Source organism: Sphingopyxis sp. NJF-3 (assembly GCF_053514865.1).
This window is the reverse complement of sequence record NZ_CM130726.1, coordinates 750,210-763,585: the sequence shown is the minus strand read 5'-3', so window position 1 is coordinate 763,585 and position 13,376 is coordinate 750,210. Positions and strand designations below refer to the sequence as shown.

Sequence of the window (13,376 nt, the reverse complement as noted above, 5' to 3'; positions counted from 1 at the left end):
GGAAAGAATTTGCCCGCCGGGGTCCGCCGCTCAGCTCGCCAGCACGGCGGGCGGATGCCGACGGTGCGCGGCGATGCAGGAGAGGACGCTGGCGACGACCAACGCGAACGCCGCCACTTCGAGCAGCGTGGGGAACCGCCTTTCCCAGGCGAATCCATAGAGCAGCGCGAAGAGCGTTTCGAACAGGATCATCTGCCCGACCATCGTCAGCGGCAGCAGGCGGTTCATCCGGTTCCACAGCGCGTTGCCGGCGATCGAGGCGAGAAGCGCCACGCCAACCGACACGCCCGCGAAGCGGAGCCAGGCGGCGGCATCATGGCGGATCGGCTCGATCAGCAGGGTGAGCGGGATCAGCGCGAGCGCCTGCGCGCCGGTGACAACGCCGGTCAGCAGGTTCCAGTCGTGCGCCGAGACATGATCGAGGCGCGCGAGGCAGCGGCTGTTGCCGACGGCATAAGCGGTCCACGACACGAGCGCGCCCACCGCGCACAGCAGCCCGATCATCCCCCCGCCGCCATCGTCCGATGCCGGCGCGCTGATCGCCTGCCAGCCGATGCAGACCGCTCCCGCCGCGCAGAAGAGCAGCGACGGCACGAGGCGCCCCAGCGGAGCCGCGTCCCGATCACGGCTGCCGATCAGGGTGACGGCGACCGGCAGGAAGCCGATGACGAGCGACGTCATCGCGATCCCGCCCGTCTGCACCGCGGCCGAAAGCAGGATGTAATAGAGCGTGTTCCCCGCAAGCGCGAGCCAGACCAGCGCCACCCAGTCGCGCCGCGCGAGCCCGCCGGCCAGCGTGTGCCAGCGCGGCGCAATCAGCACCGCCGCGATCGCGCCGAAAGCGAGGTAACGCCCGATTGCGAGCTGAAGCGGGGTGAAACCACGCACCAGTTCGGGCGCGAGGAACACCAGCCCCCACAAGGCGCCCGCCCCCATGCCGCACGCGAGGCCGGTTCCGATTCGATGCGTGCCGGACGCGCCGGCGATGGCGATGGTCATGGCGATCCTCACTGTCGTTGAGCGGGGAATAGCATCGACGAAGCGAGCGAAGGACGCTTGCTTCGGGGGTAAAATGCAACAAATACTCGGCTATGGGCCGACCCAAAGCATCCGGCGAGCGCAGGCTCGACCATTTCGACCGCGCGATCCTGCGCATCCTGCAGCGCGACAACAGGACGCCGCAGCGCGAAATCGCCGAAGCGGTGAACCTGTCGGCGGCAGCGGTGCAGCGGCGCATCGCCGCGATGGAGGCGGCGGGGATCATCGAACGCAATGTCGCGATCGTCGACACCGGCGCCCTCGGCATGACGATCACCGCGATCGTCGAGGTCCATCTGATCGACGAGCGCCCGCCCACGGTCGACGGCGCGAAGGCGCTGTTCCTCGCGGCCCCGGAAGTGCAGCAATGCTATTATGTGACCGGCGGGATCAGCTTTGTGCTGGTGATCGTGACCCGCGACGTGATCGAATATGAAGCGATCAGCCGGCGCCTGTTCGCCGACAATGACGCGGTGGCGAGTTTTCGCAGCCTCATCGCGCTCAACCGGGTGAAGACCGGCGCGGAGATATGGATCGCCTGAGCGCGTTCAGCCGCGCCGCCGCGTCACTTGATCTTGTCGCGGTTCGCGTAGAGCAGCGCCGCGATCACCGCCGCCGATCCGATGCCGAGGCCCGCGGCTGCTTTCCAACCGCGGCCGCGCTTGCCGCCCTTGGCCTCGGCCTCCGCCGCTTCGAGGGCTTCCTGCTGCTCGTGGCGCTCGCGCGCGGCGCGCAGCACTTCATTTTCCTCGTCTTCGTTCGGGGGAGGAGTCGGCTGGCCTTGGTCCGTCATGTGTCTTCTCTACCTTCTTGCTCAACTTAGCGCCTGGTCGACGGGCACATAGTCGGTTCCGATCGCTTCGGCTACCGCCTCGAACGTCACCTTGCCATTCCAAACGTTCAAGCCCTGCGCAAGATGCACCTCACGACGCAAAGCCTCTTTCCAGCCGAGGTCGGCGATGCGCAGCGCGTGCGGCAAAGTGACGTTGTTGAGCGCATAGGTGCTGGTGCGCGCGACCGCGCCCGGCATGTTGGCGACCGCATAATGGACGATGCCGTCGACCACATAGGTCGGATCGGCGTGCGTCGTCGCATGGCTCGTCTCGAAGCAACCGCCCTGGTCGATCGCGACGTCGACGAGCACCGATCCGGGGCGCATCGTCTTCAGCATGTCGCGGGTCACGAGCTTGGGCGCCTCGGCGCCCGGGATCAGCACCGCGCCGATGACGAGATCGGCGTCGGCGACGCATTCGGCGAGATTGGCGCGGTTCGAGAAGCGGGTCTTCGCCCGCGATTCGAAGAAAGTGCCGACGCGTTCGAGCACCTCGGGGTCGCGGTCGAGGATGGTGACGTCGGCGCCGAGCCCCGTCGCCATCTGCGCCGCGTTGAAGCCGACGACCCCGCCGCCGATGATGCACACCTTGCCCGGCGCGACGCCGGGGACGCCTCCGAGCAGCACGCCGCGGCCGCCGTGCGCCTTTTCGAGCGCGGTCGCGCCGGCCTGGATCGACATGCGCCCCGCGACCTGACTCATCGGCTTGAGGAGCGGCAGGCCGCCGTGCGGGCTGGTCACGGTCTCATAGGCGATGCACACCGCGCCCGACGCCATCAGGTCGCGCGTCTGCTCGGGATCCGGGGCGAGGTGGAGATAGGTGTAGAGGATCTGGCCGGGGCGCAGCATCGCGCGCTCGGCCGGCTGCGGCTCCTTCACCTTCACCACCATCTCGGCTGTCGCGAAAATCTCGGCGGCGGTCGCGACGATCTCCGCCCCCGCATCCTCATAGGTGCGGTCGTGCGCGCCGATGCCTTCGCCCGCCCCGGTCTCGACCAGCACGCGGTGGCCGTGCACGACCAGTTCGCGCGCGCTTTCGGGGGTCAGCCCGACGCGATATTCGTGATTCTTGATTTCCCTGGGGGTGCCGATGATCATGACTTCGTCTCCGACCGGTTTCACCTGCAACCAATAGCCGCCCCGCGCCCTCGAAGTATAGCGCGCATCGCCGGCCCGGCGCCTGAAATTCGCCCTGCCGGGTTAACGGCGAATTTACCGTTTCCGCAGCATATCCCGTTCACCAGTTTCGCGGACGCAGGCGGACGGCAGACGCCGCGCATCCAAAACTTGGCCTCGGGGGACGGGATCATGGTGAAGGACAATCCGATTCATAAGCAGCAGATCGATCCGGTGCTGATGGCCGATCGTTTTCCCTATTACGACCTCGATGGCCGGCTTGCCGCGGATGCGCGCGAGATCGCCGAGATGGTGGTGGGCCACGAAGAGCCGATCGGCCGCGCCTATTGGACCGCCTTCAACGCGCTGCCCCATGTCCGCAAGGCCGAAGGCGAACTGCTCGAAGCCTATGTGCGCGGCAGCACCCGGCACATGCTGGTCAAATATTCCGATCCCGCGGGCCAGGAATCGGCGACGATCGCCTGCCAGAACACCCATATGGCGCTGCGCGTCGGCGTGCCGCTCGCCTCGGTCTTGTCGTGCCTCGGCGAAAGCCAGCGGCTGACCATCGAGCATGTCGTCCATGGCTGCGCTGGCGACACCGACCGCATCGTCAGGTTGACGAGCGCGATCAACCGCCTCGCGCTGCTCGAGATGGACATCATGCAGACTTATGCCGAAAAGCTGGAGCGCGCCGCGATCTCGAGCGAGCGCCAGGCGCTGGCGGGCGACTTCGACCGCTCGATCGCGACGCTGGTGCAGGACACCGACGGGGTGCGCCAGCAACTCGCGAGCCAGGCCGAATCGGCCGATCTCGCGGCCAAGGGCATGATCGCCAAGACCAGCGAGGTCGCCGCGGCGTCCGAGCAGTCGGCGATCGCGATGCGCGAAGCGGCGTCGACCGCCGCCGGGCTGATCCGCGCGATCGAGGATGCGCGCAGCGAGGTCGAAGCCTCGGCGAGCGTCGCGACCCGCGCGTCGGAACAGGCTGGCGAGGCAGTCGCCATGTCGGAGGCGCTGTCGCACCACGCCGAATCGATCGAATCGATCCTCGGGCTGATCCGCGAGATCGCGGGACAGACCAACCTCCTCGCCCTCAACGCCACGATCGAGGCGGCGCGCGCCGGCGAATCGGGCCGCGGCTTCGCGGTCGTCGCGCAGGAAGTGAAGAGCCTCGCCAACGAAACCGCGCGCGCGACCGACGATATCGCGGGCAAGATCACCGCGATCCAGCAGGCGACCAAGGGGTCGGTGAGCGCCAACCAGTCGATCCAGGCGACGATCGTCGAGGTCCAGCAATCGGCCGAGCGCATCCGCGACGCGATGGACGCGCAGGCGCAGACGGTCACCTCGATCACCGCCGCGGTCGACGAGACCGCGCTCGCCGCCGATTCGATGTCGTCGACGATCGCCAGCATCCGCAACGATTCGGGAATGGTCGCGGGCGAGATCAGCGTGCTGAGCGAGAAATTCGCCAAGATGGGCGAGCGGCTCCAGTCGCTCGAACAGGCAGCGAGCGAGTTCAGCCGCCGGGTGGCCTAAGCCCGAAAGCATAAATATACTGCCGCATCCCCGAGCCCTTCGTCTGCCCTGGCGGGCGCTCAGGATAAACTTCGGCCTTTGGCCGAAGACGAGGGGCCATGCCGAGCGAAGTCGAGGCTGCTAGGTCGCTGTTCTCGCTCCGCTCGAACGGGCTCCTCGTCTTCGCTCGGGGATGCGGTGTTTGATTATGAGGGAGGCCCCGCTAAACGCGAAGGCCATGAGCATCCATATCCTGATCACCGGCGCCAGCCGCGGCATCGGCGCCGCGATTGCTGATGCGCTGACATCCCCCGATCACCGGGTCGTCGCGCTTTCCAGCGCCGATGGCGACCTGGCCGACCCCGACATGCCGCCGCGGCTATGGACCGAAAGCCTCGATCGCCTCGACGGCCGCGTCGACGTGCTGATCAACAATGCCGGAGTGTTCGAGGCCAATCCGATCGACAAAAGCGATGCCGACTGGCTTGCCGGCTGGAACCGCACGATCGACATCAATCTGACCGCAAGCGCGCAGCTCTGCCGCCTTGCGGTGCGGCACTGGCGGCAAGGCGAGCACGGCGGGCGGATCATCAATATCGCGAGCCGCGCCGCGCACCGCGGCGACAGCCCCGAACACTGGCATTATGCCGCGTCGAAGGCGGGGATGGTCGCGATGACCAAGACGATCGCGCGCGCCTATGCCCGCGACAATATCCTCGCCTTTGCCATCTGTCCCGGCTTCACCATGACCGGCATGGCCGAAGAGTATCTGAGCAGCCGCGGCGGCGAAAAGCTACTCGCCGACATTCCGCTCGGACGGGTCGCAATGCCCGATGAGATCGCCGAGATGGCGCGCTGGTGCGCCCTCGCCGCGCCGCCCTCGATGACCGGCGCGGTGCTCGACGTGAATGGAGCCAGCTATGTCCGCTAGGACCAATTGCAGCAACTCCGAATCGATCCACATCCCCGAGCGAAGTCGAGGGGCCCGTTCGAGCGCAGCGAGAACCCGCACCGTCGCGACCTCGACTTCGCTCGGCAAAGCCCCTCGTCTTCGCTCGGGGACGCGGTCGCTGAGGGCTCGCCGTTCGATCCTGTTCGCCGCGCTGCTGCTCGCAGGCTGCGCGTCGCAGGCCGAAGCGCCCGCTTCCGCACCCGCCGCGCCCACAGGCCAGGCGCTTGCCGCCGCGTGCGAAGGCCGCGACGGCTGGAGCGACCCCGCGCCGCCCGCGAAGATCTTCGGCAACAGCTATTATGTCGGCACCTGCGGCATTTCGGCGGTGCTGATCGACGCGCCGGGCGGGCTCGTGCTGATCGACGCGGCGACCGAGGAAGCCGCGCCCGCGATCCTCGCCAACATCCGCGCGCTGGGGTTCGATCCGAAACAGGTGCACACCCTGCTCGCGAGCCACGAGCATCTCGACCATGTCGGCGGGCTCAGGGCGCTGCAGGACGCGACCGGTGCGAAAATCCATGCGCGCCATGAAGCGGTCGCCACGCTGACGAGCGGCGAGCCCGAAGCGCGCGACCCGCAGCGCGGCGCGATCCCGCCCTTCCGCGGCGTGACCATCGCGGGCGAGCTCCGCGACGGCGAGGCGCTGCCGATTCCCGGCCTCGACCTGACGCTCCATGCGACGCCCGGCCACACGCCGGGGAGCACGAGCTGGACGTGGCGGTCGTGCGAGGGCGGCGACTGCCGCACCATCGCCTATGTCGACAGCCTGAGCGCGGTGTCGGGCGACGATTATCGCTTCACCGATCATCCCGATTATGTCACGATGATGCGCGCGACCTTCGCGAAGGTGCCGGCGCTGCCCTGCGACATATTGATCACCCCGCATCCGGGCGCGAGCGACCTGTTCGCGCGCCTCGCGGGCGATGCCCCCCTCGCCGACCCGGGCGGTTGCCGCGCCTATGCCGCCGAGGCCGCGAAACGGCTCGACGATCGGCTGGCAAAGGAAGCCGCGGGCAAACCATGAGCTGGCTCGTCTCGCTCCCCTGCACCCGCGACGAGGCCGAGGCTCTGTCGGGCGAGGTGCCCGCGCTCGACGCGCTGCCCGATGCGCCGGTGGTGGTGACGCGTGAGATCGACGAAGCGGCCGCGCGCTGGCAGCTCGACGCCTATGTCGAAGCGCCGCCGAGCGCCGCGCTCATCGAAATGCTGCGCGCGCTGGTGCCGAGCGCGAAGGGCGCCGCGCCCACGGTCGAGGAGCTGCCCGAGGAGGATTGGGTAACGCTGAGCCAGCAGGGACTCGAACCCGTTCAGGCCGGCCGTTTCTTCGTCCACACGAGCAGCCATGCCGACCGCGTGCCGCCGGGCGTCGTGCCCTTCCTGATCGACGCGAGCCAGGCCTTCGGCACCGGCGGGCACGACACGACCGCAGGGTGCCTGTCGATGCTCGACCGGATCGCGCGGGCCGGCGCGGCGCCGCGCAATATCGCCGATATCGGCACCGGCACCGGACTGCTCGCCTTCGCCGCGCTGGCGCTGTGGCCGCGCGCGCGGGCGATCGCGTCGGACATCGACCCCGCGAGCATCCTCGTGACGCGCGACAATGCCGCGATCAACGGCGTCGCGCTCGGTCGCGGCGGCGGCCGGCTCGCGCTCGCGGTCGCGCCGGGAACCGATCATCCCGCAATCCGCCACCGCGCGCCCTATGATCTGGTCGTCGCGAACATCCTGGCCGGTCCGTTGATCACCCTCGCCCCCGACATCGCCGCCGCGACCGCGCCCGGCGGCCATGCGATCCTCGCGGGCCTGATCGCGCGGCAGATGGAGCCGGTTCTCGCCGCCTATCGCGCGCAGGGATTCCGGCTCGCCGCGCGCGGAGGAAGCGCCGAGTGGCCGTGCCTGCTGCTGGTCAAGCGGCGGCGCTATGGTTGGCGGCGCAAGGAGCGCGCGCTGCACCGCGCGAACCCGTCGGACGCGACGTTCGGGAGCTGGTAGCCGGCAGACGTCTTATTCCCGTTCGTGTCGAGCGAAGTCGAGACACCCATCTGCACAGCGCTACCCCGATGGGTGTCTCGACTTCGCTCGACACGAACGGATTTAGACGTTTTGCTTGCCCAGCGCATAATCCTGCGTGCCGCGCGTAATCACCTGATCGTCGCCCAATATGTCGGCGATCGGGATGGGCGGCAGCGCGGCGTTGGCCGCATAGAGCGGCGCGAAATCGGTGTTCACCGTCACGTCGAGGAGCTGGTCGAGGCTGTCGATGACGAAATAATTCTGCTGGAAATCATCGATCCGATAGTCGGTGCGCATCACGCGGGCGAGGTCGAAGCCGATGCGGTTCGGGCTGTCCGAATCGAGCGCGAAAACGCTTTCGGCGTAGGAGGAGACGATCCCCGCACCGTAAATGCGAAGCGCGGCGCCCTCGCGGATCAGGCCGAATTCGACCGTGTACCAATAGAGCCGCGCGAGCTGTTTCAGCGCGTCGAACTTCAGGCTGCGCAGGCCGCCTTCGCCATAGGCCTGCATATAGTCGCCGAACACCGGGTCGGCGAGCATCGGGACATGGCCGAAGACGTCGTGAAAGACGTCGGGTTCCTGCAGATAGTCGAGCTGTTCGGGGGTGCGGATGAAATTGCCCGCCGGAAAGCGCCGGTTCGCGAGATGGTCGAAGAAGACGTCGTCGGGAACCAGCCCCGGCACCGCGACCACCCGCCACCCCGTCGCCGCCGTCAGCCGCGCGTTGAGATCGCGATAGTCGGGGATGCCCGGCTTTTCGAGCCGCAGCACGTCGATGCCGCGCAGAAAGGCCTCCGACGCGCGGCCCGGCAGCATCGCCGACTGGCGCGCGAAGAGGCGGTCCCACATCGCATGCTCGTCGGCGGTGAACGCCTCCCAATCCTGCGATATCGTCCAGTCGGACGCGGCGCCCGGTGGCGGCGTGTCATGGACATGGGTGTCGGGATTCTTCATGCGCAACGGGCTATCATAAAACTGGTTTCAAGTGAAACTTTAAGTCGACCTCACCCATCGAGCGCGATCACCTCGGTCGCCAGCCGGTCGACCTCAGCGCGGTCGTGGCTGACATAGAGGATCGGCAGTTTCAGCTCGTCGCGGATGCGCTCGATCACCGCCATGATGTCGCCGCGCCGCGCCGCGTCGAGCGACGAGAGCGGTTCGTCCATCAGCAGGATTTCGGGCCCGGCGAGCAAAGCGCGGCCGATCGCGACGCGCTGCGCCTCGCCGCCCGACAGGCTGCGCGGCCAGCGATCGAGCAGATGCCCGATGCCGAGGAAGGCGGCGGCCTCGTCGAGGCCCATCCAGCGGTCGGCCGGCGCCGCGAGCTGGTGCCCGTAAAGCAGGTTGGCGCGCACCCGCCGGTGCGGAAAGAGGCGGCCGTCCTGAAAGACATAGCCGATCCGCCGCGCCTCGGGCGGCAGGTCGATACCGTCGCCGAAAAGCGTGCGGGTGCCGATGCGGATATGTCCGCGATCGGGCCGCAGCAGCCCCGCGACCATGGCCAACAGGCTCGTCTTGCCGACGCCCGAGGGACCGAAGAGAGCGGTCAGCCCCGACCCGGCGGTGAAGCGCGCCGCGATGACCCGCTCGCCGCGGCGCTTTTCGACATCGATATCAATCGCCATGCCGCTGCCTTTCGGCATGGGTGCGGCGGACGAGCCATTCGGAGAGGATCAGCGCGCCGAGCGACAGTGCGACCGAGAACAGCGCGAGCCGCGTCACCATCGCCTCGGCACCCGGGATCTGGAGCGCCGAATAGATGGCGAGCGGCAGCGTCCGCGTCTCGCCCGGGATGTTCGACACGAAGGTGATCGTCGCGCCGAATTCGCCGATCGAGCGCGCGAAGCCGAGCACCAGCGCCGCGAGCACGCCCGGAAATGCCAGCGGCAGGCTGATCGTCCAGAAGGCATGCCAGCGGCTTGCCCCCAGTGTGCGCGCCGCACCCTCGAACCGCCGGTCGATCGCCTCGATCGACAGCCGCATCGCGCGCACCATCAGCGGCAGCGCCATGATCGCCGCCGCGAGCGCAGCGCCGGTCCAGCGGAACATCACGCTCACCCCGAACCAGCTTTCGAGCCAGCGCCCGAAAGGCCCGAGCGGCCCGAAGGCGAGCAGCAGCAACCAGCCGGTGACGACGGGGGGCAGGACGAGCGGCAGGTGGACAAGGCCGTCGAGCAGCACGCGGCCCGGAAAGCGGTAGCGTGCGAGCGCCCAGGCGAGCGCGAAGGCGAGCGGCAGCGTCGCGAGCACCGCGATGCCGCCCACCTTCAGCGACAGCGCGACGATGCTCCATTCCTCGGGTGAGAGCATCAGGGCGCCGAGAAGCCGTGCCGCGCGAATATCGCGCGCGCCTGCCGCGACAGCAGGAAGGCGCGGAAGGCCGCAGCATCCTTGTGCCGCGAAGCCTTCAGCACTGCGACCGGATATCGGATCGGCGGATGGCTCGACGCGGGAAAGGTACCGACGACGCGAACCGCGCGCGAGGCTTTCGCGTCGGTCGCGTAAACGATACCGAGCGGCGCGGCGCCGCGTTCGACGAGCGCCATCGCGGCGCGGACATTCTCGGCCGGGGCGAGCCGCCCCGCGACCCCGCGCCAGACGCCGAGCGACGTCAGCGCCGCCTTCGCATATTTGCCCGCCGGCACCGCGTCGGGATCGGCGACCGCGAGCCGCCCGCCGCCGAGCGTCCGGGCGATCGGAAAGCCGCGCGCCGGCGTCAGCCGGACCTTGCTCCCTGCCGGCGCGATCAGCACCAGCCGGTTGCCGAGCAAGGTCGTGCGGGTTCCGCCGCGCAGCAACCCCGCCTTCTGAACCGCGTCCATCCATGGCTCATCGGCCGACAGGAAGAGATCGGCGGGCGCCCCCGCCATGATCTGCCGCGCCAGCGCCGACGAGGCGGCAAAGGACAGCACCGGCCGGGCATGTCCCTGCGCCGCCCAAGCATCGGCCGCTTCGGTCAGCGATTCCTGGAGGCTCGCCGCGGCGAGCACCAGCGGCCCGCGCTCGGCGGCGCTCGCGGCGGGCGCGAGCAGCAGCGCGGCGAGAAACAGGCAAAGAGTCCGAAGGAGCACCATATCGTCCTAGCTATAACGAGCGCCGCCGCTCCGCGAAAGCAACGCGGTGATGCGAATCCGACCATAGCCCGTTTCGACCAGCCCGCGCGCGGTCAGATCGCGCAACGCGGCGCCCAGGGTGACGCGCGAGACGCCGAGCAGGTCGGCGAGCTGCTGCTGCGTCGCGCGCACTGTGCAGCGGTCGGGCGCGTCGGCCGCCATCGCGGCGAGCAACCGCGCGAGCCGGTCGGCGGTCGGCAGCCGCCGCTGGGCGTCGATGATGTCGAGCGTGACCGCGAGCTGGCGCGACAGGCTGCGGAGGAGCAGTTCGGCCCAGCCGATGTCGTCGGCCATCAATCGGCGCAGCAGCGGCCGGTCGATCGCGATCAACCGCGCCGGGCCGCTGGCAATCGCGTCGGCCTGACGCGGCACGCCGGTGAAGAAGGCGAGCTCGCCGAAGATGTCGCCAGGGCCCAGCACGGCAAAGGCGGTGAAGCGCCCGTCCTCGGCATGGCGCCCGGCGAGGACATTCCCTTCGCACACCACCCAGAAGGCGTCGCCCGGATCGCCCTGATGCTGCACGAACTGGCCGTCGGCGAGACTGCGCATCGGCGCCATCGCGGCGAGCCGCTCACGCTCGGCACGCGAAAGCCCAGTTCGTTCGGCGAGCGCGAAGTGATAACTTCTTTGCATTCCGCTCGGGAAATTGCGGCAGCCGGCGGCAAAAGGCAAGCTGCGGCGGGAAAGCGCGGCCCCGCATCGCCCAAAGGCAACGCCGGGCCGCATATCCCTCAAAAGCGTGCGCGGAGGCCGGCGGATACCGCGCGGCGCTCGACCGGATAATAGATCGCCGATGTGTCGGTGACGTCGATCGCGGCGCTGATATCGCCGATCGCCCTTTTGCCCGTGATGTTGCGGACGTCGAGAAAGGCGTCGATCCCCTCGCCCACGCGCGCGCCGGCGGTGACGCCAAGCAGCGCATAGCCGGGGGTGCGGACGCGGTTCCGGTAATCGGCGAAGGGCCCCTGCGGCACCCACTCGACCGTGGGCGCGACGTGCAGCGCGTCGGTGCCGAGGCGCAGCTCGGCGCGATAGACGTGGCGCGGGACGACCGGCAGGCGGTTGTCGCCATAGACGGCGTCGCCGCGGAAGCGGAAGTCGCTGTAGGTGTAGACCTGCCGCAGCCGGAGCCAGCCGGTCGGGGCGATTTCCAGCGCGGCCTCTATCCCCTCGTGCCGCGTCCTGCCGGCGTTGAAGGTCGACGCCGGGATGTCGGCGCTGACCACATATTGCAGCAGTTCGCCCTTGATGTCGGCGCGGTAGAGCGAGAGGTCCCAGCTCAGCATCCCGGCCCGCCCGCGCGTGCCGATTTCCGCGGTCCACGCGCGCTGCGGATCGAGCGGGACGAACGCCGAGACCTGCGCCAGTTCGATGAAGCCCGGAAATTCGACCGAGCGGCTGTAGTTGCCGTAAAATTGCATCCCCGGCACAGGCTCGAACAGCACGCCGAACTTGGGCGAGAAGGCGTCGAAGTCGGCGCGGCCTTCATTGTCGACCGGGCCGTTGCTGAACGCCTCGCGCTGGCGCCGCATGCCGTCGGCGTAGATGCCGCCGGCGATCAGCGAGAGGGTTTCGACCGGCTTCAGCCGCACCTCGCCATAGAGCGTCGCGGTACGCGCATCCTGCTGCGCGTCGAAGGTCTTCGCGCCGCACCGTCCCGCCACATTGACGAAGCGCCGCGAATGGACGTCGCCGACGCGCAACTCGCCGCCGAGGGTCGCCTCGACTGGACCGGTGGCATAATCGAGACGGAAGAAGCCGCCGCGATCGACGCTCTTCTGGTCGATCAGCTGATAGATCGGATGGTGCAGCGTCTTGGCGTTGACGAAGACGCCGACGTCGAACTGCGCGGCACCGAAATCCACGCTCGTGCGGTTCTGAAGCCGCAGCGATTCGATATCGCGCGCTTGGTCGCCCGCGACGCTGGCGGCATTGGCCTTGCGCGGGGCGGTCAGCGCCTCCTCGCGGGTCAGCGCGCCGGGCAGCTCCTGGTCGATATTATTGTAGCTCGCGTAGAGGCGTGTCGTGATCCGGTCGGTGAGCCTTAGCCCCACATTGCCGTGGAAACGCAGGCTGCGCCGCCGCGCATGGTCGCGGTCCCCGTCCGATGTGTCGGCGCTCACCGCGCCCCACGCATCGACCCCCTCGCCCGCGATGCCGGCTGAAACGAGGCCGCGAAAACTGTCGAAGCTGCCGACATCGCTGCGCAGATACAGGCCTCCGGCGGTGCGCCCGCTCGGGGTCACCCCGTTGATCGCCCCGCCCAAGGTACCCGATCCGAAGCGCAACGCATTGGCGCCGCGGTAGACCTCGAGATGGTCGAAGAAGATCGGCTCCAGCTCCTGAAAATCGCCATTATCATCGGCGAGGTTGATCGGCACCCCGTCCTGAAGCAGCGTCAGCCCGCGCATGTGGTAGCCGCGCGACAGGCCCGAACCGCGGATCGAGATTCGCACCTCCTGCCCGAAGCGCGGCTGGAGATAGACGCCGGGCGAGAAGGCGAGCGTGTCGCGCAGGCTGACGATCGATTTGTCGGCATAATCTTCGTGGCTGACCACATCGGCGCCGCCGGGGGTCTTCGCCGCGTGCTCTTCCGCAGCGTCGGTGTCGGCGCGGGCGGTAACGATGATGGTCTGGTCGGCTTCGGCCGTTTCGGCGTGGGCAAGAGTGGGAACGAACGTGATGGCGAACGCCAGCAAGGGCGCCGCGCGGGTAACAGGGCTTTGCATCGATAATCCTTCGCTTGAAGACAGGCATGGGCCGGCGCGCGCGAGCGCGCGTCCGGCCG

Annotated in this window: 14 protein-coding genes; 5 read left to right on the top strand and 9 right to left on the bottom strand. The window is 68.6% G+C overall.

Translation table 11 applies throughout. The annotated features are described in order from the left end of the window. Positions 1–30 precede the first annotated feature (30 nt). The gene (locus tag ACOTSS_RS03510; RefSeq protein ID WP_448690154.1) at positions 31–999 is read right to left on the bottom strand and encodes a DMT family transporter; all 969 of its coding nucleotides are present in this window, start codon (positions 997–999) and stop codon (positions 31–33) included. A gap of 92 nt (positions 1,000–1,091) precedes the next feature. Between ACOTSS_RS03510 and ACOTSS_RS03505 the strand changes: the two genes are divergently transcribed. Beyond that, positions 1,092–1,580, top strand: coding sequence for an Lrp/AsnC family transcriptional regulator (locus ACOTSS_RS03505; protein WP_448690153.1), 489 nt, complete (start codon positions 1,092–1,094; stop codon positions 1,578–1,580). Positions 1,581–1,603: 23 nt separating this feature from the next. Here the strand turns inward: ACOTSS_RS03505 and ACOTSS_RS03500 are convergent, their stop codons facing one another. Then, the gene (locus ACOTSS_RS03500; protein WP_095387601.1) at positions 1,604–1,831 is read right to left on the bottom strand and encodes a hypothetical protein; all 228 of its coding nucleotides are present in this window, start codon (positions 1,829–1,831) and stop codon (positions 1,604–1,606) included. Between the two features lie 21 nt (positions 1,832–1,852). Continuing rightward, positions 1,853–2,968 carry an alanine dehydrogenase gene (ald, locus tag ACOTSS_RS03495; RefSeq protein ID WP_448690152.1) on the bottom strand — a complete coding sequence of 372 codons (1,116 nt, stop codon included), beginning with the start codon at positions 2,966–2,968 and terminating at the stop codon, positions 1,853–1,855. Positions 2,969–3,178: 210 nt separating this feature from the next. Between ald and ACOTSS_RS03490 the strand changes: the two genes are divergently transcribed. The 4 genes from ACOTSS_RS03490 to ACOTSS_RS03475 all read left to right on the top strand — a co-directional run bounded on the left by ACOTSS_RS03490 (position 3,179) and on the right by ACOTSS_RS03475 (position 7,451). Continuing rightward, positions 3,179–4,528, top strand: a complete 1,350-nt coding sequence (locus ACOTSS_RS03490) for a methyl-accepting chemotaxis protein (protein ID WP_448690151.1) — start codon at positions 3,179–3,181, stop codon at positions 4,526–4,528. 217 nt (positions 4,529–4,745) lie between these two features. Next, on the top strand, positions 4,746–5,438 hold the full coding sequence (locus ACOTSS_RS03485; RefSeq protein ID WP_448690150.1) for an SDR family NAD(P)-dependent oxidoreductase: 693 nt from the start codon (positions 4,746–4,748) through the stop codon (positions 5,436–5,438). Beyond that, positions 5,428–6,483 (top strand): subclass B3 metallo-beta-lactamase, encoded by a 1,056-nt coding sequence (bla, locus tag ACOTSS_RS03480; RefSeq protein WP_448690149.1) that lies wholly within the window; start codon positions 5,428–5,430, stop codon positions 6,481–6,483. Before ACOTSS_RS03485 ends, bla begins: the two co-directional genes overlap by 11 nt. Continuing rightward, positions 6,480–7,451, top strand: coding sequence for a 50S ribosomal protein L11 methyltransferase (locus ACOTSS_RS03475; RefSeq protein WP_448690148.1), 972 nt, complete (start codon positions 6,480–6,482; stop codon positions 7,449–7,451). Before bla ends, ACOTSS_RS03475 begins: the two co-directional genes overlap by 4 nt. A gap of 102 nt (positions 7,452–7,553) precedes the next feature. Here ACOTSS_RS03475 and phhA read toward each other — a convergent pair whose 3' ends face one another. From phhA to ACOTSS_RS03445, 6 genes are all read right to left on the bottom strand, one after another. Next, entirely contained in the window at positions 7,554–8,429 is an 876-nt protein-coding gene (gene phhA, locus ACOTSS_RS03470; RefSeq protein WP_448690147.1) for a phenylalanine 4-monooxygenase, read from the bottom strand. A gap of 50 nt (positions 8,430–8,479) precedes the next feature. Further along, positions 8,480–9,100: an ATP-binding cassette domain-containing protein gene (locus tag ACOTSS_RS03465; RefSeq protein WP_448690146.1), complete on the bottom strand. Its 621-nt coding sequence runs from the start codon at positions 9,098–9,100 to the stop codon at positions 8,480–8,482. Continuing rightward, a complete protein-coding gene (modB, locus tag ACOTSS_RS03460) occupies positions 9,090–9,785 on the bottom strand; it encodes a molybdate ABC transporter permease subunit (RefSeq protein ID WP_448690145.1) in 696 nt (231 codons plus the stop codon). The genes ACOTSS_RS03465 and modB overlap by 11 nt, the downstream gene beginning before the upstream one ends. Next, positions 9,785–10,549, bottom strand: a complete 765-nt coding sequence (modA, locus tag ACOTSS_RS03455) for a molybdate ABC transporter substrate-binding protein (RefSeq protein ID WP_448690144.1) — start codon at positions 10,547–10,549, stop codon at positions 9,785–9,787. The genes modB and modA overlap by 1 nt, the downstream gene beginning before the upstream one ends. A gap of 6 nt (positions 10,550–10,555) precedes the next feature. After that, positions 10,556–11,221 (bottom strand): Crp/Fnr family transcriptional regulator, encoded by a 666-nt coding sequence (locus tag ACOTSS_RS03450; RefSeq protein ID WP_448690143.1) that lies wholly within the window; start codon positions 11,219–11,221, stop codon positions 10,556–10,558. A gap of 98 nt (positions 11,222–11,319) precedes the next feature. Then, on the bottom strand, positions 11,320–13,317 hold the full coding sequence (locus ACOTSS_RS03445) for a TonB-dependent receptor family protein (protein WP_448690142.1): 1,998 nt from the start codon (positions 13,315–13,317) through the stop codon (positions 11,320–11,322). Positions 13,318–13,376: the final 59 nt, after the last annotated feature.